The sequence below is a fragment of the Rhizobium sp. 01N447_2 genome (assembly GCF_056399245.1).
Genome location: NZ_JBFTQY010000094.1, coordinates 1 through 22,112, shown reverse-complemented (window position 1 = coordinate 22,112; position 22,112 = coordinate 1). Strand labels below are relative to the sequence as shown.

Here is a 22,112-nt window from a genome sequence, read left to right as displayed (position 1 = left end):
CGACATTTCCGGTGCCGCGACGTCGGCTGTCTGTGCGCGTTGGAGCAACGGACCGCGCAAATCGCGGGGCAAGTTACGACGGCAAGGTTGTTCGCGCCCTGATCCGTCATGCCGATGGCGATTAGTCGCATTCGTTCATCTGAGGGACACCGATATGGCGGCGCGCTCTGGGACTGGCCAGTCGATCGCTCGAGGATCGCCATCTAGGATGGTTATCACCTCGTCAGAGGATTGTGCCAATCGGAGCCCCTCGCGGATCCGAGGTGCCCGAAGCATCCGGCACAGTTGTGCGAGCGCTGGCAGGAAGGCGGCAGCGGCAGAGCGCGGCCAAAGTAAGGTGAAAACAAGGTCGACGGGATCGCCGTCGGCGCTGCCGAAATCAATAGGAGCGGCTAATCGGGTGAACGACGCAACAGGCTTTGAAATCGAATCGAGCAGAGAATGCGGGACAGCGATACCCCGGCCAATACCCGTTGCTCCGCTACTTTCGCGCTCCCAAAGGCCACGGAGAACAGCCTGATCATCAGCCTCGATCCTCTGCGCAATATTAAACGCGATTTTGGATAGCGCCGAATGCTTCCCCTTCGTCACAACGTCAAGGAAGATGTCTTTCTCTGACAGGTTTTTGAATATCATCGTGGTTGCCTCTAAGCCGAACCGCGCACATGCGAACGAAGCGCGTTTGGCACTCCGTCTGCAGCGGGGTCACATTGGATTGGGATGCTGGCGGACCCGGACGCGATGCCAGTGAATTCGCGCCCGGGCTAGAGGCCTGCTTTAAGGTGTCGTGGTTCTCGAAGGTCCAAGAAGATATTCATAGCTCTAAAGGTGGGGGCAGTTTTTTTGAAATCAAGATAGCCGAAGAAACAGCGAATCTCAGTTGAGTTTACAATCGAACGAACTGTCTGCTTCCAATTGAGGGCGGCGAATTGGCGAAATCATTATATGTGAGGCGTTTATTCCGCACGTGGTGGCGGCCACTACTCGGTGCAGAAATACTGCATTCAAATTCCATCTTATTTCATTGGACTAATATTTATCGGTAGCATTTCAATGGCTGTGCGCGACAGATCGGAGCGGCCCATGGCTGCGGACCTTTTGGCAATCGCGAGTTAACGAAAAAGGATCTCCCCGATGAAAAAGCTGCTGCTCGTACCTGTTCTTACACTCGCCACCTCGGTTTGTGCCATGGCGGCGGATGACTTCGCAAAATCGCCACCGGCCGCCCCCTATCAGCGGGTCAGCAAACTGGTGAAGTTACCTGATTTTTTGCCTGGCATGGGCCAACTCTTCGTCGATCCGGCGACACTGCCTGCCGGTCCGTTCCTTGCCTATGATCACGACGGAAAGCTTGTCAGCACGATTTATATGCTGCCGACGAAGGATCTTAACCCGGAAAAGTCATTCGATAATCTTGCAGCGCCCGGCGGCAATGTCGACCATGTCGACGTCTACTACAATGCCGGCCATCCAGGCGTCGAAGAGCCACATGTCCATGTGGTGCTGTGGCATGTCGCAGCGGACGGCGAAGCGGGTGTCGCCAAATGACGGTCGCGCGGCGTGATGTGCTGAGCTTGGGTGGCGGGCTTCTCGCCGCCCTTTCCCTGTCCCGACAGGATGTGCGGGCCCAAGAGGTGGTGGAGATCAGAATGCAGGGTCGTGCGGATGGCTCACATGTCTGGTTCGATCCGATTGGTGTTTTGATCAAGCCCGGTCAGATGATCCGATGGATCAACCAAAACCCCGGCAATTCGCATACGACCACAGCCTATCATCCGGCAAACTTCGGGAAACCGTTTCGCATTCCCGAAGCCGCAAACTCCTGGGATTCAGACTATCTCCTGCCCGACGAGAGCTTCTCCGTCACCTTCACCGAGCAAGGGGTTTATGACTACTACTGCATCCCCCATGAGCACGCTGGAATGGTCGGTCGCATTATCGTCGGGAAACCAGAAGTACATGGTGGCTGGATGGAGTCGGCTGCTGCAAGCCGTGGCCTCCCGGACGAGGCCCTCAAGGCGTTCCCGATGGTCGAAGAGATAATGGCGAAGCGGATAGTCCGTCGTTTGTAAAGAGCCGTGGCGACAGGTTCGGCAGTAGCCGACCAGGCGAATGGATGAGGACGGTGCGGACGGGAAATGGTGCTTCCTGACGGCGTCGGTGAACAGGGAGATGGGCAACATGACCGACAACACGGCGTTTCCGAAAGAGGTTTCGCTGCCATCGCAGGCGGAACGCAGCAGTCGCGCGCAGGCGGTCCAACAGCGCGAACGCGGAATGTATCGACTTTCAACCTTGGGCGAGATGACCGGCGGTATTGTCCATGATTTCAGGAACCTCCTGGCGATCATAGAATCCGGCCTGAGGCTCGCCGAAACAAAAGCGGACCACCCCGATAGCGTGCGCGACTATATTGCGGCGGCGCGGGAAGGCGTCAATCGAGGTGTCGAGCTAACGTCGCAGTTGCTTACATTTGCGAACTATAAAGAACTCGACCTCCGAGCACGAGACCTGAATGAGCTCATCAATTCTTTCAAGCCTATCCTTAAATATGGGACGGGAACAAAAGTCCGTATTCGGCTCGTGCTTGGTTCGGACGTGCCGAACTGTGGGCTCGATCCGTCGTTGTTCGCGGCAGCCCTACTCAATCTGGTGCTCAATGCCCGGGATTCCATGCCGTGCGGCGGGGAAATCTCAGTACTTACAGAGCGTTTTGTCCAGACGGACATTGCAATCAGCGAGCCACCGCCGGGAACCTATGCGTGCCTTCGCGTCAAGGACCAAGGCTGCGGAATGGATCCAGATCTATTGCAGAAGGTGCTGGATCCCTTCTTTACGACCAAGGGCGAGAATGGCACCGGGATGGGGTTAGCCCAGGTGCATGCGACTATGCAGTTGGTTGGCGGTTATCTACGCATTGCCAGCGAGCGAGGATGCGGAACCACGGTCGATCTCCTGTTTCCCTCGATCTGAGCCGCCGCTTAGGCCTGTATATTGCCTCTAGAGATAGCGTGTAATCCCGTCAATGCAGCGCCTACGACACTCTCGTCGGCATTCGCAGACCTCACCGCGTAAACTGGATACGAATATTGCGGCATGTCGGGTACCAGGTGGAGATGCCCCGCCGCTATATGCGGCTCAACAGCGCTCATCCTGAAATATCCGGAGCCGCCGCTCATCAAAACATAACTAAGGGCCAACGTGCCAAGATCGAATGACAGGTTCGGTGTGACATCTGGGAAGTTCATGTCGTGGTGCAGCACGAAATCGGGTCCCCAATCCATATGGACGTAGTTCGCCTCCTCAAGGCGCTCTACTTCAGGATTTGTCGTCACAAGCACGAGCTTTTCTTCCACCAGCAGCTCGATTTTCAGGCCTGGGCGATGCTGCGGCGCATACATTATCGCCACGTCCACTATCCCTGAAGCGACCTGATTGATCAGGTCCTGGGGCACGTCGACGTGCACGCGAAGAGCGATATCAGGGAGAGTCTGGCGAAACCATCTGACCCAGTTAAGCAAGAGCGGTTGAGCAAGCGTGACTTCGCTGCCTATCGTTAATACCGCTCGGTGGCCTGCTGGTACTGCGACCTGTTGACGAGTGCGCTGCCACAACTGGACGAACGCCGGTGCGTGGCGCAGAAACTGCTCGCCAGCAGGTGTGAGAGACGCTCCAGCCTTGTTTCGAATGAAAAGCGGCCGACCAAGCAACTGTTCTAAATTGCGAATTCTAGCGCTGACCGTCGTTTGGGCGACATTCAAGCGTTCTGCTGCGCGAACAAAGCTACCCGTTGAAACGATTTCCAGAAATGTACGGGCAAGCTCAATATCCATCGACGTATAGCATAAAACTTGCGTTCAAATGTCAATCAACTTCGTTTGTCAACTTCGGGACGAGGTGTGAGTTTTGGTGAACCTATCTGGCGTGCAACCCTGAGCCGCTCGCTGCAAGCGGTCGCGGGGGGAGGGGTCGGAAACAAGCCTTCGCTGCCGACAGCGTCGGGTCATCTTCTGGTCGCGCCGTCCTCATGGGAATCACCGGGGTTCCCGCCGTTTCGCTTATGCGTCCCAGTGCCCTCGACTTGACTCGTTGATGCTCGCGGGCGAAGATGCTGCTATGAAGACCCGCGACATATACTCCTGCTCTTGCATCCGGATCTGCTCTATCGCAGAGCACTAGACCCGGACCGGGTTCTGTCGCTCCCGCGTCTTGGGTTCAATCTACATAGCTTCTGCTTTTGTACGCGACGAGTTTGCGAAACCGCAACTTATGCTGGAACATCCAGTCGGTCTGCGGTCGCGAAGAACGTAGCCATGCGGTCGGCAAAGCCTGCCGCTGACGTGCCGGACCCGCATCGAGCGACCGACGCGTCTCAGATCATGGGAATAGAAACATGTTCAATCCTTCACTGGATGTGTCGGGCGATGCAGTCGTCAACCAGGTACCAAGTCATATTGTTTTCGCCACCGACTTCACGGCGCGATGTGATCGCGCGCAGGATCGCGCGGTGCAGCTTGCCATCGAATGGAATGCCAGTCTCACAGCTGTTCATGCAATCGACGATGCCGGCGTAGCTGCCAACGCCTCGGTCCGCCATGCTCACCAGGTCGCTGCGCGCCGAAACGCCAAGCGCCTGCGCGAAGATCTGGCAGGGGTCGAGGGTCTTCGCTCGTCCGTTCACGTCGAAAGCGGAAGACCGGCAACAGTAGTTCAGGCACTGGCGACGAGAGAGCGGGCTGATCTGATCGTCACCGGCCTGGCAGGAAGCATGATACTGGGCGTACTGCCGATGGGCAGCACCGTCATGGCTCTGGCGAGGTCATCACTTGTTCCGGTGCTCGTGGTGAAGAAGAAGCTCCTGGACACAAGGTCACGAACGTTGGTGGCCACCGACCTAACAGCGTCGTCTAGCACCGCTTTGCGGGTTGCCCTGAATTGGTTCCCCAATGGCCGGCATGGACTTTTTCACGTTATCGATCCGCCTTACCGGATGTGGGCGGAGGACAAAGCGGCTTACACACGCCAAGTTGAACAGTTCGCGATCGGTGAATGCGCGAGGTTCGCCGTCGAGGCCGCTGGCGCGGCCGCGCGGAACAGGTTCGATATCACTGTGAGAGATGGTGACGTGGTGGACGCCCTGCGCCCCGTGGTAGACCAGGGGGACCTCGACCTTGTCATTGTTGGGACCCATGGCCGCACAGACGTGATGAATTTCCTCCTGGGCAGCGTGGCATCTCGAATTGTGAATGAGATCGAGAGTGATGTGCTGGTGGTTCCTCCAAGTTTTTAGTGAGGTCCGCCCCGGAATGCCGACGTTAGGCTGAGCTGAATAGCGATGAGTTTGCTGAGCCCATCCTGGAGACGCGCCGGACCGAGACCCGCGTGTGGGGCAACGTCTGTTGGCCATCGTCCCCTGCATGCGCCCCACGTGCCACCGCAGAAGTGCGACGTTAGGGTTCGACCTGGCCGCTCCGCAGCGGCACATCGGGATTCTTTTCAAACCTGTCCCGATATAGCGCCGCCCTCGCAAGAAGCATCAAGGTTACCGGAGTAGTCACAGTGATGAAAACTCCGATCAACACTTCGTGCACTATCAGGCGACCTCCGGCCACGCTGAAGAACAGGATGGAAGCAGTCATGATGCCGCCGGTTCCCCAACTCGTTGAGAGGGTAGGAGCGTGAATGCGCTCATAGAAGGTGGGCAGTTTCGCAAAGCCGATGGCCCCGATCAAGGCCAACCCCGCCCCAACGAGAATGAAGAAGGCGATAAAAAGAGCCAACCAAACCGGCGTGTCGGCAGCGGAATACGTCATTCGATCACTTCCCCGCGCATCAGGAACTTGGCCATGGAAACGCTCCCAACGAAGCCAAGCAGCGCGATCACCAGGGAGGCTTCGAAGTACACGGTCTTTCCGGTGCCGATACCGAAGACTGACAGCAGCAGCATTGAGTTGACGTAGAGCGCGTCGAGCCCGAGGATTCGATCCTGCGCGCGTGGCCCGTAGAACATTCGCACAGACAATATGGCGATGGCGATCGTCAGCATCAGTTGGGCAAGGCTGACGGCGGTGAGTATGATGATCGTGCTCATGAGAAAATCTCCAGCAGCAGCGTTTCGTAGCGGTTTTTGAGAAGATCCCGCCATTCGTCCTCGTCATCGAGATCCAGGACGTGAAGCAGAACCGAGCTGTTGCGCGAGTCGTATTCGAGCCAGGCGGAGCCCGGAGTGCCCGTAACGATGATGGCAAGGACCGCGAGAGCGGTAGGATCTTTCAGCTCGAGTGGGACATTGATGAACGCAGACCGATGCCCCCTTGTTCGTCCTCGTAGAATGACGACGCTCGCGCTGATGTTCGAGCGGATGATGTCGAGCATCACGAGGCCGAATAGCTTTGGAAGGAGATACCATTTGCGCAACTTCGGCTTTTCCGGTCGCAACGCGGCCAACGCCCAGGTCGAACACACTGCGACGATGCTGCCAAGCAGCACTTGGCCGATCGTGACGCCATTGAGCAGGAGCCACATCCCCAGTAAGGAAATCGTCAGTAGCGGATACGGAAACATGTCACTCCCCTGGAGCCGGTGTGTGATCGCGCCAGGATTGTAGAGGAACCACGCGTTTGACAGCCTCGATGTAAACCTGAGGATCGGCGATCGTGCGCACGGTCGCATCCGTATAGGCAAGCGCCGGTCCGGCTTTGACGGCCAAGGTAGCCGTCATCGCCAGGATCAGCATTACCGGAACAATTTCCAGGACGAGCACTCGCGGCACCGTCCCCTCAATCGAGCTCCAGAATGTTCGGATCCCAGCGCGCGTGAACGCAATGAGCGTTGCAAGGCCGCCGAGGATGATAAGGAATACGAATAGCATTGCGGTCGCCGTGGGGGCTCCTACAGACCCAGGTCCGACCAAGGCGGAGAGCATAATGAATTTCGCGACAAAGCCTGACAGGGGAGGAAGGCCAGACAAAAGAACGGCGCAGGCGGCAAAGCAGATACCCAGTATCGCTAGTGTCGCCGGCATGGTCGCTCCTTGGCCCTCCTCGGGTACCTCGTTGTCGGCATCGCCGTAGAGTTCCATCGTCACTGCCAAAACAGAAGCCCCCGCGTCCTGGCCTCGCTCGACAAGTTCTACCAGCATGAAAAACGCTCCGAGCGTCAGGGTGGAACTGACGAGGTATATAAGCGCTCCCGAAGATGCCGCCCCATTATTCAACCCAATGACGGCTAAAAGGGTACCGGAAGAGACGAGAACAGAATATGCGCCCATCCGTCCCAGCGCCTGCGATGCCAGAACCCCAATCGTRCCAAACGCCAAGGTAGCCAATCCCCCATAAAGCAGTACATCTGAGCCGAGGCCGGCGGACGGTCCTTCGGAAAACATGAGCATCGTAAGACGCAGAATGATGTAGATACCCACCTTGCTCATCAGGGTGAGAATTGCGGCGACCGGAGCTGCGGCAACACTGTAGGCACTGGGGAGCCAGAAGCAGAGCGGCCACATGCCGGCCTTGATGAGAAATGCAACACCGAGAACGGCTGCTCCCGCTTCCAGCAGCATGCGGCGATCCGGCTCGATCGTTGGCAGCCGTTCTGCAAGATCGGCCATGTTCAGCGTTCCCGCGGTGCCGTAAACAAGACTGACACCGATCAGGAAGAGGAGGGCAGCAGCAAGGTTTATGGCAATGTAGTGCATTCCGGCCTTCACCCGAAGCGTCCCCGAGCCGTGTAGGATCAGCCCGTAGGATGCCGCCAGCATCACCTCGAAAAACACGAAGAGGTTGAACAGATCCCCTGTCAGGAAAGCGCCGTTCAGGCCCATTAGTAAGAACTGGAACAGGCTGTGGAAGTGCGCTCCGGCGGAGTGCCAACGAGCCAGCGAAAAGGTCAGCACAGGCACGGCGAGGATTGCCGTTAGACTCACCATGAGGGCAGATAGGCGATCGATCACGAGGACGATGCCGAATGGAGCCGCCCAATTGCCTAGCAAATAGACGCCCTCGAAAGTGCTTTCCCCCGCATTCGCGATCAATAGAAGGGCGGCACCRGCCAGTGCCACGGTCCCCGATAGACTGACCAGCGCCTTTATTGATCGCTGGCGATCTGGAATGAACAGAAGGCCCGCACCAAAAATGAGGGGGATCAGGATCGGTAGGATTATCAGATGCTGCGACCAAACGATCATCGCGGATCGTTCCTTCCATCGACGTGGTCGCTGCCCGTCAGCCCACGGGAGGCGAGCAGGACTACCAGGAACAGGGCAGTGGTGGCGAAACCTATGACGATCGCAGTAAGGACAAGAGCCTGCGGAACGGGATCGGCCAGCGTTGTGACCGAGACGCCATCGACGAGGATCGGAGGCTTGTCCGACTTCACGCCTCCTACTCCGAAAATGAACAGGTTTACGGCATATGAGAGAAGCGAGAGGCCGACGATCACTTGATAGGTCCTCGGGCGGAGTATGAGCCAGATCCCACAGGCGGTCATGAAACCTATTGCTGCAGCAAGGACGAGCTCCATTATTCCGCTCCTTTCCTCGGTTCGTCCAACGCTCGGATCCGATTGATCCGGATCGATTGATGGGCGAGCGCGACGAGAATGAGCACGGTGGAGCCCACAACCAACAGGAAAACGCCAAGGTCGAAGATCATCGCGGTCGCCGCCGGCACCGTCCCGATGAGCGGGAGTTCCAGGTAGCGGGAATGGGAGGTCAAAAAGGGGTAGCCGAACAACCAGGCACCGATGCCTGCCCCTCCCGCGGTGATCAGCCCGGACCCCATCCAGCGCAGTGGCAAGACACGGAGTCGCTCTTCGGCCCAGCGGGTGCCGCCGGAGAGATATTGCAGCAAGAATGCGATCGACATAGTCAGACCTGCGGAGAACCCGCCACCTGGCAGGTCGTGGCCGCGGATGAACACATAAAGCGCCAATGTGATGATGACAGGAAAAAGCCATTGCATGATGACCGAGGGCACGAGGAGATAGTCACGCACGGTGTCGCCTGAGTGACGGTCCGGCTGCTCCTCGTCAAAAAGAGACTGGACCTGCTGCTGTGCGGGTGGAGCGAGGCTATCTGGGGCGGGCCGGAAGCGGCGAAGGAGGGCGTAGACGGTAAGGGCAACAATTCCGAGAACGGTGATTTCCCCGAGCGTGTCGAAGCCTCGAAAGTCGACGAGGATCACATTGACAACATTGCGGCCGCCCCCTTGGCTATGGGCGTTGTCGAGGAAGAAGTTGGAAATTGCGTCTGGCACTGTCATTGTCATCACGGCGTAGGAGATGAAAGCCATGCCAACACCGCAGGCGGCGGCAAGCAGGAAGTCTCGGAACCGTCGGAACCGGGATCTGAAAGTCATCTCTTCTTTGAGAGCCGCTACTCGCTTCGGCAACCATCGCAGTCCGAGAAGAATGAGAACGGTGGTCACGATCTCAACGAGTAACTGGGTAAGGGCAAGATCCGGTGCCGAGAGCCAGAGAAACGTGATGCACACGATCAATCCAACCCCACCCAGCATCACCAGAGCCGCCAGTCGATGGTACTTTGCAAGGTAAGCCGTTCCAAGCGCAAGGCAGCAGCCGATCATCCAGAGCCCGAGAAAAGGTACGTTAAGGTCGGATGGAGATATCGCTCGCGACTGAAAACCGGCGAGGTAGAGCGGTAGAAGAGCGGCCAGGAAGCCAAGAAGCGTAATCCATCTGAGCTGTGGTTGCAGCCTCCTTGTCCCAAGCCAGATCTCCAGACTTCTTGCCCAGCGCCATGATACGGTCACGAGGACCCGCTCGAATATTCGTTGACCGGCAAAGTGCCGGAACACGGGGGGGCCGTCGCAGCGCGCGAAGTATTTCCGGAAGCCTACAAAGATCGCGCACCCGGCCGACAGCGCAACGAGGCTCATCAGGAACGGAATGTTCAATCCGTGCCAGACCGAAAGGCTGTATTGCGGCGTGGACTGGCCAAGAACACTAACAGCCGCAGCATGTAGAAAAGGGCCGATCGTCAGGTTTGGAACGATGCCAACAACGAGACAGGCAATGACCAGGAATTCGATGGGGAAGCGCATCCAACGCGGTGGTTCGTGTGGGTGTTGGTTAGGGAGGTCGGTTGAAGGCGGTCCAAAGAAAACCGAATAGATGAACCTGATTGAATAGGCGACGCTGAAGGCGCTGGCTAAAACGGCCAGGTATGGTGTCGCAGTATCCAACCACGAGTGGGCATGTGTCTCTACCGCTTCAGCGAAGAACATTTCCTTGGAGAGGAAGCCGTTGAGGAGTGGGACCCCCGCCATGGCTGCGCTGGCGACCATGGCGAGCCGACCCGTTATGGGCAGATGGCGTAACAGACCGCTGAGACGTCGCATGTCGCGTGTGCCGGTTTCGTGGTCGATAATGCCGGCTGCCATGAACAGCGATGCCTTGAAGGTGGCATGATTTACCATGTGAAAGATCGCGGCAACCGTGGCAAGCGGGCTTCCCAGGCTGAGGAGAGTGGTGATCAGTCCTAGATGGCTAATCGTCGAATAGGCCAGCAGCCCTTTGAGATCCTGCTGGAACATCGCAAAATAAGCGCCGAGCAGAAGCGTCAAAATGCCTGCGAGACCGACGAGCATGAACCAATCGTAGGTTCCCGAAAGCGCCGGCGAAAGGCGCGCCAGCAGGAACACGCCCGCCTTAACCATCGTCGCGGAGTGAAGATAGGCCGATACGGGCGTGGGCGCAGCCATCGCGTTCGGCAGCCAGAAATGGAACGGGAATTGTGCGCTCTTTGTGAAAGCGCCAAGGAGGATTAAGACCAGGCACGTCAGGTAAAGCGGATGAGCTTTGATCACGTCCGCCGAGGAGAGGATGACGTCGAGGTCATAACTTCCGGCGATGTTTCCAAGGATCACCAACCCGACCAGGAGGCAGAAGCCACCGGTCGCAGTCACGGTCAACGCCATTCGCGCACCATCGCGTGCCGCAGGGTTTTGGTTCCAGTAGCTGATTAAGAGGAACGAAGTGAGGCTCGTAAGTTCCCAGAACACGGAGAGCAGGATGACGTTGCCRGAAAGGATAATTCCCAGCATCGATCCCATAAACGCCAGGAGAAAGGAGAAAAACCGAGGTACCGGATMCTCTTCAGACATATAGTAGCGTGCATAAAGGACGACCAGGACCCCGATGATCGAGACCATCATCGCGAACAACCATGCGAATGCATCCAGCCGCAGAGTGAAATTAACGCCTATCTGAGGTAGCCACTCGATCTCGAACCTAAAAACGCCTCCGTTCGAAACGAGCGGATAGAGAGCGGCCGTGAAAAACACGACAGTTGCGGTCACGACCCCGGCGATGGAAGCGGGCAGGCTTCTCGAACTTGTTCGGAGTAAAAATGCCGTCAGCAAGCTTCCTGCGAAAGGCAGGATGACGATCAGCACGAGAACTATCGATGCTGCATTTACCCCAATTGGATTCTCTCCTGACGTAGAAGTGGCGGCCGTAAAATTGGCCGCCCTGAAGCACTAACTTTAAACTTTACCCTCATTGGGCTATATCTGTCATATGGGTCGCGCCACAGTAGAAGTCAGCCTCACCCCGGCATTATGTCGCGCCGCACGCGGTTTCCTTGGTTGGACCCAGGAGGAATTGGCCGCCCGCTCAACAGTCTCCCGCAGTACAATCCGCGACTTCGAGGGAGATAGACATGGGCTGCATCGCTCGACGGAAGCGCAGTTGCTCAGCGCTCTCAAAGAGGGAGGCGTCATGTTCGTTGACATTCTCGGCTACGGTACGGCGATCTGTGGCACGACCAATGGCTCCAACGAATGAGCAAGCAGGGTATTTCGCCAATAATAGCGGTCGTTAATTCGGAAAGAAGGTGTCGAGCGATGTAATGTGTGTACCATTTTGCTTCCGAACTTCGCCGAAAATAGGCCTCGGCCAAGCCGCCGAAATTGCGCTTTAGCGCCCTCCGGCAAGCTGCAGCCCAATCCCGACAGACGAAATCCTCTTCCGCCATCCTGCCTCTCACGGCTTCAACGAGAGGGTTTGATGTTTTCGACCGATGTTACAGTCAGCCTATGAACGTGCCCGTCTCGACCGCTCCAGTTGATCGACTGTCCGGACGAGAGCCCAAGGAGGGCTACTCCTACAGGGGTCATCACGCTCACCATCGATCGCTCGATGTCGGCACGTCCCGGATAGCAGAGAGTGACCGTCCGCGCTTGCCCACGTTCTGTCTCGTAAGAGACAGTAGAGCCCAAGCCCACCACTTCGGGTGGAAAACTGTCGTCGATCACCACTGAAGCCCGCTCGAGTTCGGCGAGGAGCTCATCAGCCACGTCGAGGTCCCGACCAGGTGCCGCCAGCGCCAGTGAGGTGAGGCGGGAGTGGTCGGTTTGGCGCACGATGATCGGTGGTTTGACGCCAGTATATAAGTCGGTTTCCATTTTTCATGAATCCTCACGCAGCCGTTCAGGCCGCACTGATAGAGCAGAGTCTTGTGGGTGGAGGTCGCGCGGAACCAGCAAATGACGGAGACGATCCCAGGGTTAAAGCGCGCGACAGCTGCGAAGATCCCTGGGCTAGAGTCCTTCGATAAGACGCACTCCGCGGAGGCGACGGCTACGAAATTGAGAGTTCTTCGTCATGGTCCTGAGATGATGCCGTTCCCGAGGGGGAAGTCAAGGCACTCGCTCAATCCAAGGCCGAGCTGTCCCGATGTTGCCAATCTGCGACCACATCTACAAATTCTGTGTGGCGTTTTCCGAAGGTTCAGGAAAGAAGCCCAGCTGAATTGGATGCGGCAGCGCGCCACATGCCGGACGCGAGGCGGGATGGCTTGACTTCTTGGCTCCCATTGACGATCTTAAAGGCCATGTTTAACAACCGCGACATATTTCCGATCGAAGCCTTCAGGGTCTGCCCGATCGCAGGATCGTAACGCGGATCCGGCCCATCGTCGACCGCCGGATCATGGGTAAAAGCGGTCAGCACCAGAGTTTGCTGATAGCCCGACAATTCTTCCAAAACAGTATCGCATGCATGGCAAGCGTCACGCTTGCACCGGAGGTATCGCGAGCAATGTCAAACAGTATTTCCTCTTCAATGCATCACGTGTCCATTCTCGGAGCAACAGACTACTCGTCGCTCGTACGCCTTGCTAAAACTGCCTCGGCGAAGGACCGCCACGCCTCGGCCGAACTGGTCGATAAACTCGAGAAGATCGTCGTGGTGCCGGATGGGCAGTCGCCAGACGGTACAGTCGGGATCGGTTCAACCGTTACTTTCGATGTCAAAGGCGCATCCCGCCGCACCATCACTCTCGTAGATCCGGATGATCTCGATGCCGAGGCATCAAGAATATCCGTGCTTGCTCCAATCGGGGTGGCACTTCTGGGCCTTCGGCAAGGGCAGAGCAGCCAGTGGTCTCTCAAGACGGTCAGTTCAACGACCTGACTGTGGTGCACGTTGCCGAAAGACCAATCACCGGCTTCTCGCACTAGCGCTCCTCTACGTGAGCACATCCCGAGGAACATCAATGCTCTTGCGCGACAGCAAATACCGAAAACACCGGGGAGGTTGCCTCACCGCAGGTCCGTAGCCCTGTGCTGCCATCGTGGTCGGCACAGGGCGTTCCTGTTGAACCAGCGTTGGCACACCCATAGGAGACCTACGATGACTACGGTCCTTTCGTCCCTTATATTTTCTGATGGGGATACTACTATCCTGCGGCGTCTGCTTGACGACGCTACTCCGCTTGATCGTGCGAAGGCATTGAAACGAGGAAAACTCGGTCGCATGCGCGGCCTAGTCGGCCGTTCCATTCCCCGTCTGCAGGAACCTGAACTTGCAGAGATGGAGCTGTGTGAAAATTCACACGCGATCAATGGGCCCAGGCGAAGGGTCCACCGGCTCCAGTGCGGGCTAGAGATGATTTCCGGATCGGCAGATTTGATGGCACGGCACCGGGAGCAGGCACAAAGCCGGCTCGACCCTTCGCAAAGTGAGGCGGCGCGATGACCTATCATTCCGTCACCAATAATCCGTCTGGGGACGCTATCGACGTTCAGCTCCACTACGACCGCCTGAGCGGGACCGCTTACGCCTGCTCGACTGTATTCGATGGGGTGTTGCCGTCGCGCTATCCAAGCCCTGAGGCTGCAGCGGATGGGGCTCGCGTGGTGATCGAGACCGCCATTTCACGTAGCGACCCGAACTTCCCGCCGCGCCAGATACGAGTTTGGTTGCGCTGAGGTCCTCATCGAGGTGCTGCGGTATCCCCGACCATCGACGAGGTGAGCGACTATATTTACTGGAGAAATGAGCATGYCCAGAGAAGCTTTTTATCAATTGACCGCCGAGGACGCCAATGTCTTGATGGCCATGCTCGAACGGCAGGGGGACCGCCCGGGTCCGTTCGCGGCCGTGCTTCGAGAGAAGTTTAACCGTTCGAGGGTGTTTTCTCGCGAGGACATTCCCGCCAATGTGGTCACGATCGACACCGAACTCGTCTACACCATCAACGGCGTGAGGGCCGGACCGCATGTTCTTGTCCATAAACCGGCAGGCGGACTGCCCAGACTCGCCCTCTCTGTTTGTTCGATGCGCGGCCTGGCGCTCTTGGGGCTGGCGGTTGGGGCGAAGACCGAAATTCCGGGAAACGACGGAGAGTTTGAGGTTCTAACGGTCGAGAGCGTGCTGTTTCAGCCTGAGGCGGAAACCCGCCTGAAAGAGGATGGCCGGCAAGCCGCAGAACTGATTGACGAGGCCCCGCAAGTGGTCGATTTCCGGCCACGGCCCAGGAAAATCGTGATCTCCGATGACGATGATCCTGGTCCTAGTGCCGCATGATCGGGAACACTTAGGGCACGGGAAGCAGCATCTCGGACGGCCGAGATCGCCATCATTGGCAGCTTGAAAACCGCGCTTCCAATCCGGATACGGGGCCTCAGAACGGTTGTTCAGCGTCGCCGAAGCTTGAGCCTCAATTTCGCCGCCCTGATCCTTCCGACGCGGATATCCGAATCAGGGTGAGCGAGCTTGGACCGCTGCCTTGCCAGATCCTGAATGTTTGTTCGGCCAAGTGCATCGCAGTGCTGGCACCGCGCTCGTCGGGCTGATGAGGGGTTACGACGCCGTCGATCACGGTCCGCACCTTCTTCTGCGCCGTCTAGCCAATCGTTTAGGCGTCCACAATCATACGTCCTGGAGCAGGTGATCTCCCTCTGATTATCCAACAAAGAAGTTGCATTCAACCGGCATTCGAATTCGTTTGTCAAATAGGAGCAATGCAATATCCTCGTTGGTGCAGATGCCAATTTCGTACGCGAATAAGACGGTCGCGGTCCTGACTTCTCTTGCAGCGCTGCCTCCATGCCGGCGATTCGGTCTCGTCTAGTCGGCATCTTGCCTGTCATCTTGTCAGAGGAGCGTGTGGCAAACCGTTTTTCCGCATAGGGGAATTCAACACCTGCACTTGAAACGAGAAACATGTCGAAAAGAGCCTCGTTGACGCTCTTCACAGACGAAGAGGTTTGGAGGCGAGGAGAACGTTATGCTGTCTACTGAGCGGGATTTTAAGCGCGGCGGTGAGCGTATGGCGATCCCTACGCAAGGTGAAGTTGAAGGAAAGTTGCTGGTTTTCGAAGTCGTTGCCGTTGCTTGTTTAGAAGAACTTCTACGACATGAGCATGCACCCGCAGTTTCAAAAGTTCGACGGCGGATACTGCATAATCTTAAAGAAAGATGCCTGTCGCTCAAATTGTGTGCCGAGGACGAAAAGGCGACTGTCGACTATGCACTCGGCGTGCTCGAGGCAGCGGTTGAGGAGGCGGGATCTTGGTAAGATCTGGGTAGGGAGACCGCTCACGACGATTGGAAAAGTGAGCTCCCGCACGGGCTTGCATAAACGCCACTCAGCCGATTTAGGATTGAGACGGGCGTTCGACTTCCATCTGGGAGAGGCGCAACCGGCGGCAAGGGCGCCCGCCAAATAGCGGATTATTTCGATCCAAGGAGGAATGCTATGATTACGCCGCTTGCGTGTTACCTAACAACGAACGACCACGCGATTCTGCAAGAAATTCTTGATCAGGACCTTCGTGACAACGCCTACAGCCGGTTGCTTAGAAGCAAGCTGTTGCAGGCTGCAATCTGCCCTCCCTTCAGGGTTCCAGATGATGCCGTGACGATAGGCAGTAGCGTGACGTTCTGCGTCAATGGAGGCGCCGCAAGGACAGCCTACGTGGTACAGAATGAGAGCCGCGACTTTCCTGTTTACACGGTTTCGGTGAAATCCATTCTGGGATTGGGAATGATCGGCATGAGAGCGGGACGGACGATCAACATAGAAACGGACATTGGTTTGCCACAAAGAATAGATGTCTTGCGGCTCGATTTCCAAGCTCCTGCACCACGTTTCCGGCTCGTCAATGCAGTCACCTCAGCGGTTCCGCGACGGGCGGCGGCCGCTCGATGAACCTGGGGGCGATAGATAGAGTGGCCCCTTCGGGCACTACACCGTCTTCGATGAACCGCCAGAATGCCATTGCAAGTTTGCGAGCCAAAGCGACTATTCCGACCTCTCCAGTCCGACTTCCACGCCCCGAGAAGCGGTAGCGATACCGTCGCGTGAGCTCGCTTTGCGGTTGGTACTTGAGCCAACACCAGGCCAATTCGATCAGCATCACGCATGCTTGTTTGTTGCCCACTTTGCTGATGCCCTGATCTCGGCGCACTCTCCACTGGCATACGGGCTGGGAGACAGTCCGAGGTAAGAGGCCAGATGCTTTCGGTTCTTAAATGTTCGATCGAACACTTCTGCGACCAAGTTTGCAGCGCCGATTTCGCCGATCGTTGCCGCCGGCAGCCGTAATCGTCTGCACCTTATCCGAGCCAGGCAAGAGGTAGCCGACCAGCCACGTTCTCTGGCTCAATTCAAGGGCTATATAGCAACCATGACACTATCAGCGCTCATTATCATCCTCCGTGGAAAAGCGGAGGTGATTATCAAGCTCCGCAGGTCGCTCACGTCGCCGCGGCACACTCGGCCGAAGGCAATATGGTCGCAAGCAGCATAGAAAACGCAATCATCCATGCGGTCGGTGAGGCCTACTGGCAAGTCATGACGGGAAGCGGCCAGGTCGATCCTGAAACAATCCCCGCTGGCTATCGGCGGCCGTGAACGATGACGCGGCGGTACACCTTGCAGCCCTTGCCGGGGCGGCCTGGCCGCCCTCTCTCACATAATTGCCGGCGAGGACATCGCCGCGGGACGGCTCCTTCGRTTGATGCCCGATTTTCCGCCTGTGCGGCTGCCGATAACTGTCGTCCACGCTTGGCGCCGCAACCTTCCTTTGCGCGTCCGTACCGTCCTGGACTTTCTGGTCGAAGCTGTTGCCTAGGACCCATCGATGAGGACGGYTGAGGTATCCGCCCCCTTACGGCTCACGCTGGCGTGACAAACCGGCATCATGCAGCATTGCGCGGCTCGGCTGCTGCAGAAGATGATTTGCTTGGCCAACTACCAGGCGCGTTTGCAATCAGAAAGGCCTCAGGAATCTTGCAATTTCTGTAAAAGCAGGATCAATTCAGGAGCCATCTCCTTGATCTCAGTCATATGCGTCGAGGTCAGGCGGAGCATGATTTCCTCGGCCTTCCCGGTCAGCTCCAGGAATTGTCGTCTTTTGTCAGCAGAATCCACCTTGCGGGCGACGAGTCCGCTTCGCGTCAGGCGGTTGACGAGTTCAGTCGCGGTATGAGGCGCTATGAGCAGTCTGCTCGCCAACAGCCCAATCGTCATTGCTTCGGAACCCGCATGGCCCTTAATCGCAAGCAAGGCCTGATGTTGCTGAGAGGGCAGTCCTTCTTCCTGCGCAGCCGACGTGCTGAAATCAGAAAACTTTCGCAATGTGAACCGCAGCGTCGCCAGCATCTGGTAATCCGCGGTGCTCAATATCTTCTTCGCTCCGGTCATTCGTCCTCTTCGTGTTGGCTTCCGCGAGGCGATGATTACGCCATCCATGTAATCTTTTCCAGTTTCCGGCGGTCCTGCAAATCTCAGGGGAGCAAGAGTTCGGGATCATTTTCCTGATTTGCGGAGATTGGCTCCGCAGAGACCCTCGCGGAACTTTCTCAGCCTTCGGAATTAGAACGTGAGCTTGCCACCGACCACCTGACTTAACCGCTTGTCTTTCGGTCGGTCCGTCCTCCTCGAACTGTCAAAGCCCGTTGCCGCTCGAGGCGCTAGCAACGGCTTTGAGGAGCGTTCGACCAACATCCATTGCGGTTTCAGCGGGCCTTTAGTTTCTAAGCGCCTGGTTGATGGGCGGGTCCAGAGTTTCCGGGCCTCGTATGAACTGAAGTTCATGAACCGTCTCAGCGCGTACCGGAGACTGTCCAACGCCTCGCAATCCTCGGCCGTCAATTTTTCTGACTGCGGTCGCGTCATTTCCGCCTCGGGCGTTAACACCGTTGATTTATATCGTAGCACGATATATGTCGCGGCCAACACTCAGCCGCATCACCTACGCTTGGAGAAAGAATTGGCCGTGACTCCTCCACCTCGAAACCACCCTCAACACGATTTCACCGGAGGCCTGGCGCGTCGCGAGGCTGGTGACTTCACAACAGACCGGCGGGTCCTGCTTCTTGTCGGAATGGCTATGATCATCGGTACCGGCGGTGCGTTGGCCGCTTGGGCGCTTGTCAGCCTCATTTCGCTAGTAACGAACCTGGTCTGGTTCGGTCATTGGAGTATTGTCCCGTCATCGCTCGCAGGCGCTCCCCGATCTGTATGGATGGTCGCCGCGCCTGTCATAGGCGGTCTCGTCATCGGCCTGATGGCCAGGTTCGGATCCGAAAAAATCCGAGGGCACGGAATACCTGAGGCGATTGAAGCAATCCTAATCGGTGGCAGCCGCATGTCGCCAAAGGTTGCCCTTCTGAAACCACTCTCCTCCGCCATCTCCATCGGAACCGGAGGTCCGTTCGGCGCGGAAGGTCCAATCATCATGACGGGCGGAGCGATAGGATCGCTGTTCGCCCAATTCTTCGACATGAGCTCGGCAGAGCGCAAGACGCTACTTGTTGCGGGTGCGGCAGCGGGCATGACCGCCATCTTCGGCTCCCCGATCGCCGCGGTCATGCTAGCAGTCGAGCTACTACTGTTTGAATGGAAGCCACGGAGCTTCATCCCGGTTGCTGTCGCGGCATCCGTATCGGTGTGCTGGCGACCTTTCATCTTCACTGAAGGACCCCTTTTCCCGACGGACTTCCACGTTCACCTGGAGTGGTGGGGAATACTTCTCTGCGTCGTCATGGGCGTGATCTCCGGCCTTCAATCAGGGTTGCTGACAACCCTTCTCTATCGAATCGAGGATGCGTTCGAAAAACTTCCTTTCCACTGGATGTGGTGGCCCGCCATTGGGGGGCTTATCGTGGGCTTGGGAGGCCTGATCGAACCAAGAGCCCTCGGTGTAGGTTACGACATCATCTCGGACCTCTTGAACAGTCACATGGTCGCCAGAGCCATTATTGCAGTCCTCGTGGTCAAGGCAGGGATTTGGCTTGTGGCATTGTCTTCGGGAACCTCGGGCGGCGTTCTCGCTCCGCTTTTGATCCTCGGCGGTGCGCTTGGATGGCTCGTCGGGCTCGCCTTCCCGGGAGAGCCCGGTTTCTGGGCCCTCCTTGGCATGGCGGCGATGATGGGCGGAACAATGCGCGCACCACTCACCGGGGCGTTCTTCGCATTCGAGATAACAGGAGACTCTAGTGTCATGGTTCCGCTGCTTGTTGCAACGGTATCCGCGTATGCCGTTACCGTCCTCCTGCTTCGTCGTTCGATCTTGACGGAAAAGGTCGCACGTCGCGGTCAACACATCACGAGAGAATACGGCGTAGATCCCTTCGAACTGACCAGGGCTAGCGAAATTATGATTCAAAGCGTTGAGACGCTCTCCGCCACGATGACTGTGGCTGAAGCGTGCGCATTCTTCTCGGGAAGGGAGAAGACGCATCGTATATACCCTGTCACCACAGAGGACGGAAAACTTGAGGGGATCGTAACCCGTGGTGACGCGCTACGATGGCAAACCAGTCCGGAGCTCGGAGGCCAGACTGTAGGCGAGCGCGTGTCTGACTCATCCATCCCGGTCGGTCATCCCGACGACACCGTGGGCTTCATAGCCGACCTGATGCTTTCGACCGATAGCGCCAGGATACCGATCGTCCACGCAGGTGACGGGAAGCTTCTCGGCTTGATTGCCCGGAAGGATCTTCTGCGCCTCAGAAGTTCGCTAAGAACTGCCGAACTCGATCGAAGGCCTTACCTAGGGCGGAGAAACCAGCCAAGTGGTTGAGTTGTGGAGAGTGCCTGCATGAGGTCACCTGAGTACAGGTCGCACTTCAACGAGAGCCGTCCGAGGTAGCTACAGCGTATAGGGATAACCAAGCTCCAGACTCAGCCCGGCTGGACTCGTCCGCCTTTGGCCGGATCCCCAAATTCAATTTCTTTCGCAGGCTGCAGATCTAGCCGTTCAAGTTGCACAACAATCGCGTTCCTCGACAGAAAGGACGCTGGAGAAGTTGGATTCTCCGTCCAAAGCGCGCCGAGCGACCTTTTAGTGCGGCAACGGGTTGATCCGCCCGTCAGGAATGATTTATATCACGTCATGATATTGCTGTGGCCGAGCTCGACCTTCAACATGTCCGACGTGCCGAACCCCAAATTCTTACTTTCAGACGAAGTGCTTGCCGACCGTCTGGGCCTCACGACGCGAGAGTTCCAGAGATATTGCAAGCAAAATCTCATCAGGCTTTCCTCAACCGCCGCCGTCGGAGAGAGCGAGGGTTTCACGCTCACCTGCCAACTTGGAAATCGGGTCTGGGAAGGCCACGTCGTGAACGGGTGCATCACCTTCGAAGAGGTCAGATTCCTGCGCGGAAAACGCGCGACAAACCGACGCTAGGATCGAGCCGCGAGTATTGACTTCGACACTTCAGGAAGAGGAAAATCATGAGGAAACTTGCCAGCCTTGCTATTGCCGCATCGATGCCATTGACCGCCCATGCTGCGGCCAGGATGGTGTCTCAAAGCGGCGATTGGGGCGTCTATTCCTTTATGAGAAACGGATCTCGGGTTTGCTACGCGCTTTCGGTCCCGACGGAATCAGCACCCGCCAACGTGGATCATGGAAAGAATTATTTCCTGATCGCGCCAGCGGAGAAGGGAAGCGGCAATGAACCTGAAGCCGTCCTCGGATACACATTGAAATCTGGCTCGACCGTGGAGGTTTCAATCGGAGACAAGTCATTCGAAATGTTCGTCAAGGACAACACCGCCTGGGTTTCCGACGCCGCTCTCGCACCCGAACTCGTCAATGCACTTCGGGCTGGCAGCCAAATGACGTTGCATGCGACGTCGGCGCGAGGCACCCGTACAAGCTATACCTACTCACTCACAGGGGTGACCGCGGCGCTCGAGCGCGTTGCCCACTGCAGGTGAGGGAGAATTCAGCCTATTCCAAACGGGGCTCTCTGCTCGGGTGTCGCAAATTCCTTCGGGCGATGCCTGGGAGTCCTGCCACGGGCTGAAAGGAGTAGATCCAGTTCCTTTTTTGAGTTGCCAAACCGCTGAAGAACTCGTTCTGCCTCGTGCCGGCCAAGACTATAGCGCAGGCGTAGGCTTCGAACATCGTAACGAGCTTCTTCTTCGTCCTGTCTCTTAAATTCTCTCATTGTTGACCGCCCTCCGAACATCACGTGGTCTGCCGCAGCGGCTCGAAACCTCGCGTCGTTCTATCAACTCGACGTCCTCATGCGCCCACTTGGCAAATTCGTCCAAGGTGTCCGTCCGGGAAAAGGCGATGCCGAAATGGAATTCACGGTAGGCGACGGCGCCGTTTTCGATCCGCGATGCGTAACTTGGCCGATTGGCATTGCCCGATAGGTAGGCGCGCGATGGCTCGATCAGGAAAGGTTGCATGAGAGTGACTCCTCCGCAGGAGTAATGAGCGCCGCGAGCAACCGTTCCAATTCAAGGGAAATTATCACGTGATGATGTATCTAAGGGCTCAGAGCTGCAAAAAGGCGTAGATCGCTCTGCCCCATATCTCCGCGACGAACAGGACGACGGC

The 22,112-nt window shown here is 57.2% G+C and carries 24 protein-coding genes and 1 pseudogene; 12 read left to right on the top strand and 13 right to left on the bottom strand.

The annotated features are described in order from the left end of the window. Positions 1-135 precede the first annotated feature (135 nt). Positions 136-636, bottom strand: a complete 501-nt coding sequence (locus AC1ECN_RS34770; protein WP_130657961.1) for a PTS sugar transporter subunit IIA — start codon at positions 634-636, stop codon at positions 136-138. 498 nt (positions 637-1,134) lie between these two features. On the opposite strand from AC1ECN_RS34770, the gene AC1ECN_RS34765 reads away from it, so the two are divergent. The 3 genes from AC1ECN_RS34765 to AC1ECN_RS34755 all read left to right on the top strand — a co-directional run bounded on the left by AC1ECN_RS34765 (position 1,135) and on the right by AC1ECN_RS34755 (position 2,973). Beyond that, a complete protein-coding gene (locus AC1ECN_RS34765; protein WP_222335532.1) occupies positions 1,135-1,548 on the top strand; it encodes a DUF5602 domain-containing protein in 414 nt (137 codons plus the stop codon). Continuing rightward, positions 1,545-2,072 (top strand): plastocyanin/azurin family copper-binding protein, encoded by a 528-nt coding sequence (locus AC1ECN_RS34760; RefSeq protein WP_222334024.1) that lies wholly within the window; start codon positions 1,545-1,547, stop codon positions 2,070-2,072. The genes AC1ECN_RS34765 and AC1ECN_RS34760 overlap by 4 nt, the downstream gene beginning before the upstream one ends. 109 nt (positions 2,073-2,181) lie before the next feature. Beyond that, positions 2,182-2,973: an ATP-binding protein gene (locus tag AC1ECN_RS34755; RefSeq protein ID WP_222334026.1), complete on the top strand. Its 792-nt coding sequence runs from the start codon at positions 2,182-2,184 to the stop codon at positions 2,971-2,973. Positions 2,974-2,981: 8 nt separating this feature from the next. On the opposite strand, the gene AC1ECN_RS34750 is transcribed toward AC1ECN_RS34755, so the two are convergent. Continuing rightward, the gene (locus tag AC1ECN_RS34750; protein WP_222334028.1) at positions 2,982-3,833 is read right to left on the bottom strand and encodes a LysR family transcriptional regulator; all 852 of its coding nucleotides are present in this window, start codon (positions 3,831-3,833) and stop codon (positions 2,982-2,984) included. A gap of 560 nt (positions 3,834-4,393) precedes the next feature. On the opposite strand from AC1ECN_RS34750, the gene AC1ECN_RS34745 reads away from it, so the two are divergent. Beyond that, positions 4,394-5,290 carry a universal stress protein gene (locus AC1ECN_RS34745; RefSeq protein WP_138387142.1) on the top strand — a complete coding sequence of 299 codons (897 nt, stop codon included), beginning with the start codon at positions 4,394-4,396 and terminating at the stop codon, positions 5,288-5,290. A gap of 160 nt (positions 5,291-5,450) precedes the next feature. On the opposite strand, the gene mnhG is transcribed toward AC1ECN_RS34745, so the two are convergent. Genes mnhG through AC1ECN_RS34715 form a run of 6 tightly spaced genes read right to left on the bottom strand, consistent with a single transcriptional unit; the run spans position 5,451 to position 11,423 of the window. After that, the gene (gene mnhG, locus AC1ECN_RS34740; RefSeq protein WP_222334030.1) at positions 5,451-5,813 is read right to left on the bottom strand and encodes a monovalent cation/H(+) antiporter subunit G; all 363 of its coding nucleotides are present in this window, start codon (positions 5,811-5,813) and stop codon (positions 5,451-5,453) included. Next, positions 5,810-6,091 (bottom strand): K+/H+ antiporter subunit F, encoded by a 282-nt coding sequence (locus AC1ECN_RS34735; protein WP_130657956.1) that lies wholly within the window; start codon positions 6,089-6,091, stop codon positions 5,810-5,812. The genes mnhG and AC1ECN_RS34735 overlap by 4 nt, the downstream gene beginning before the upstream one ends. Continuing rightward, on the bottom strand, positions 6,088-6,564 hold the full coding sequence (locus tag AC1ECN_RS34730; protein ID WP_130685713.1) for a Na+/H+ antiporter subunit E: 477 nt from the start codon (positions 6,562-6,564) through the stop codon (positions 6,088-6,090). The genes AC1ECN_RS34735 and AC1ECN_RS34730 overlap by 4 nt, the downstream gene beginning before the upstream one ends. A gap of 1 nt (position 6,565) precedes the next feature. Beyond that, a complete protein-coding gene (locus AC1ECN_RS34725; protein WP_222334032.1) occupies positions 6,566-8,185 on the bottom strand; it encodes a monovalent cation/H+ antiporter subunit D in 1,620 nt (539 codons plus the stop codon). Next, the gene (locus AC1ECN_RS34720; protein WP_130660647.1) at positions 8,182-8,520 is read right to left on the bottom strand and encodes a Na+/H+ antiporter subunit C; all 339 of its coding nucleotides are present in this window, start codon (positions 8,518-8,520) and stop codon (positions 8,182-8,184) included. The genes AC1ECN_RS34725 and AC1ECN_RS34720 overlap by 4 nt, the downstream gene beginning before the upstream one ends. Further along, the gene (locus AC1ECN_RS34715) at positions 8,520-11,423 is read right to left on the bottom strand and encodes a monovalent cation/H+ antiporter subunit A (RefSeq protein ID WP_477955562.1); all 2,904 of its coding nucleotides are present in this window, start codon (positions 11,421-11,423) and stop codon (positions 8,520-8,522) included. The genes AC1ECN_RS34720 and AC1ECN_RS34715 overlap by 1 nt, the downstream gene beginning before the upstream one ends. A 115-nt stretch (positions 11,424-11,538) precedes the next feature. On the opposite strand from AC1ECN_RS34715, the gene AC1ECN_RS34710 reads away from it, so the two are divergent. Then, positions 11,539-11,805, top strand: a complete 267-nt coding sequence (locus tag AC1ECN_RS34710; protein ID WP_222334035.1) for a helix-turn-helix domain-containing protein — start codon at positions 11,539-11,541, stop codon at positions 11,803-11,805. Between the two features lie 206 nt (positions 11,806-12,011). On the opposite strand, the gene rnk is transcribed toward AC1ECN_RS34710, so the two are convergent. Both rnk and AC1ECN_RS34700 read right to left on the bottom strand, forming a co-directional pair. Further along, entirely contained in the window at positions 12,012-12,425 is a 414-nt protein-coding gene (gene rnk, locus AC1ECN_RS34705; RefSeq protein WP_222334037.1) for a nucleoside diphosphate kinase regulator, read from the bottom strand. Between the two features lie 325 nt (positions 12,426-12,750). After that, positions 12,751-13,005, bottom strand: a complete 255-nt coding sequence (locus tag AC1ECN_RS34700; protein ID WP_222334038.1) for a hypothetical protein — start codon at positions 13,003-13,005, stop codon at positions 12,751-12,753. 54 nt (positions 13,006-13,059) lie between these two features. On the opposite strand from AC1ECN_RS34700, the gene AC1ECN_RS34695 reads away from it, so the two are divergent. The 4 genes from AC1ECN_RS34695 to AC1ECN_RS34680 all read left to right on the top strand — a co-directional run bounded on the left by AC1ECN_RS34695 (position 13,060) and on the right by AC1ECN_RS34680 (position 16,456). Then, complete coding sequence (locus AC1ECN_RS34695) at positions 13,060-13,434, top strand: GreA/GreB family elongation factor (protein ID WP_261321053.1); 375 nt, start codon at positions 13,060-13,062, stop codon at positions 13,432-13,434. Positions 13,435-14,304: 870 nt separating this feature from the next. Beyond that, positions 14,305-14,829, top strand: coding sequence for a GreA/GreB family elongation factor (locus AC1ECN_RS34690; protein WP_477955556.1), 525 nt, complete (start codon positions 14,305-14,307; stop codon positions 14,827-14,829). 703 nt (positions 14,830-15,532) lie between these two features. Continuing rightward, entirely contained in the window at positions 15,533-15,823 is a 291-nt protein-coding gene (locus AC1ECN_RS34685) for a hypothetical protein (protein ID WP_222334042.1), read from the top strand. Between the two features lie 180 nt (positions 15,824-16,003). Continuing rightward, entirely contained in the window at positions 16,004-16,456 is a 453-nt protein-coding gene (locus tag AC1ECN_RS34680; protein WP_222334044.1) for a GreA/GreB family elongation factor, read from the top strand. A gap of 207 nt (positions 16,457-16,663) precedes the next feature. Here the strand turns inward: AC1ECN_RS34680 and AC1ECN_RS34675 are convergent, their stop codons facing one another. Continuing rightward, a complete protein-coding gene (locus tag AC1ECN_RS34675) occupies positions 16,664-16,795 on the bottom strand; it encodes a transposase (protein ID WP_315855611.1) in 132 nt (43 codons plus the stop codon). Positions 16,796-17,160: 365 nt separating this feature from the next. Here AC1ECN_RS34675 and AC1ECN_RS34670 point away from each other — a divergent pair. Further along, positions 17,161-17,381, top strand: a pseudogene (locus AC1ECN_RS34670) (LysR substrate-binding domain-containing protein); the annotation flags it as partial. A 149-nt stretch (positions 17,382-17,530) separates the two neighbouring features. On the opposite strand, the gene AC1ECN_RS34665 reads toward AC1ECN_RS34670, so the two are convergent. Beyond that, positions 17,531-17,953, bottom strand: coding sequence for a MarR family winged helix-turn-helix transcriptional regulator (locus AC1ECN_RS34665; RefSeq protein WP_222334046.1), 423 nt, complete (start codon positions 17,951-17,953; stop codon positions 17,531-17,533). A gap of 688 nt (positions 17,954-18,641) precedes the next feature. Between AC1ECN_RS34665 and AC1ECN_RS34660 the strand changes: the two genes are divergently transcribed. Further along, entirely contained in the window at positions 18,642-20,336 is a 1,695-nt protein-coding gene (locus tag AC1ECN_RS34660) for a chloride channel protein (RefSeq protein ID WP_261321057.1), read from the top strand. Positions 20,337-20,992: 656 nt separating this feature from the next. Continuing rightward, positions 20,993-21,481, top strand: a complete 489-nt coding sequence (locus tag AC1ECN_RS34655; protein ID WP_222334051.1) for an invasion associated locus B family protein — start codon at positions 20,993-20,995, stop codon at positions 21,479-21,481. A 219-nt stretch (positions 21,482-21,700) separates the two neighbouring features. Here AC1ECN_RS34655 and AC1ECN_RS34650 read toward each other — a convergent pair whose 3' ends face one another. Beyond that, positions 21,701-21,961, bottom strand: a complete 261-nt coding sequence (locus tag AC1ECN_RS34650; protein WP_222334063.1) for a hypothetical protein — start codon at positions 21,959-21,961, stop codon at positions 21,701-21,703. Between the last annotated feature and the right edge of the window lie 151 nt (positions 21,962-22,112).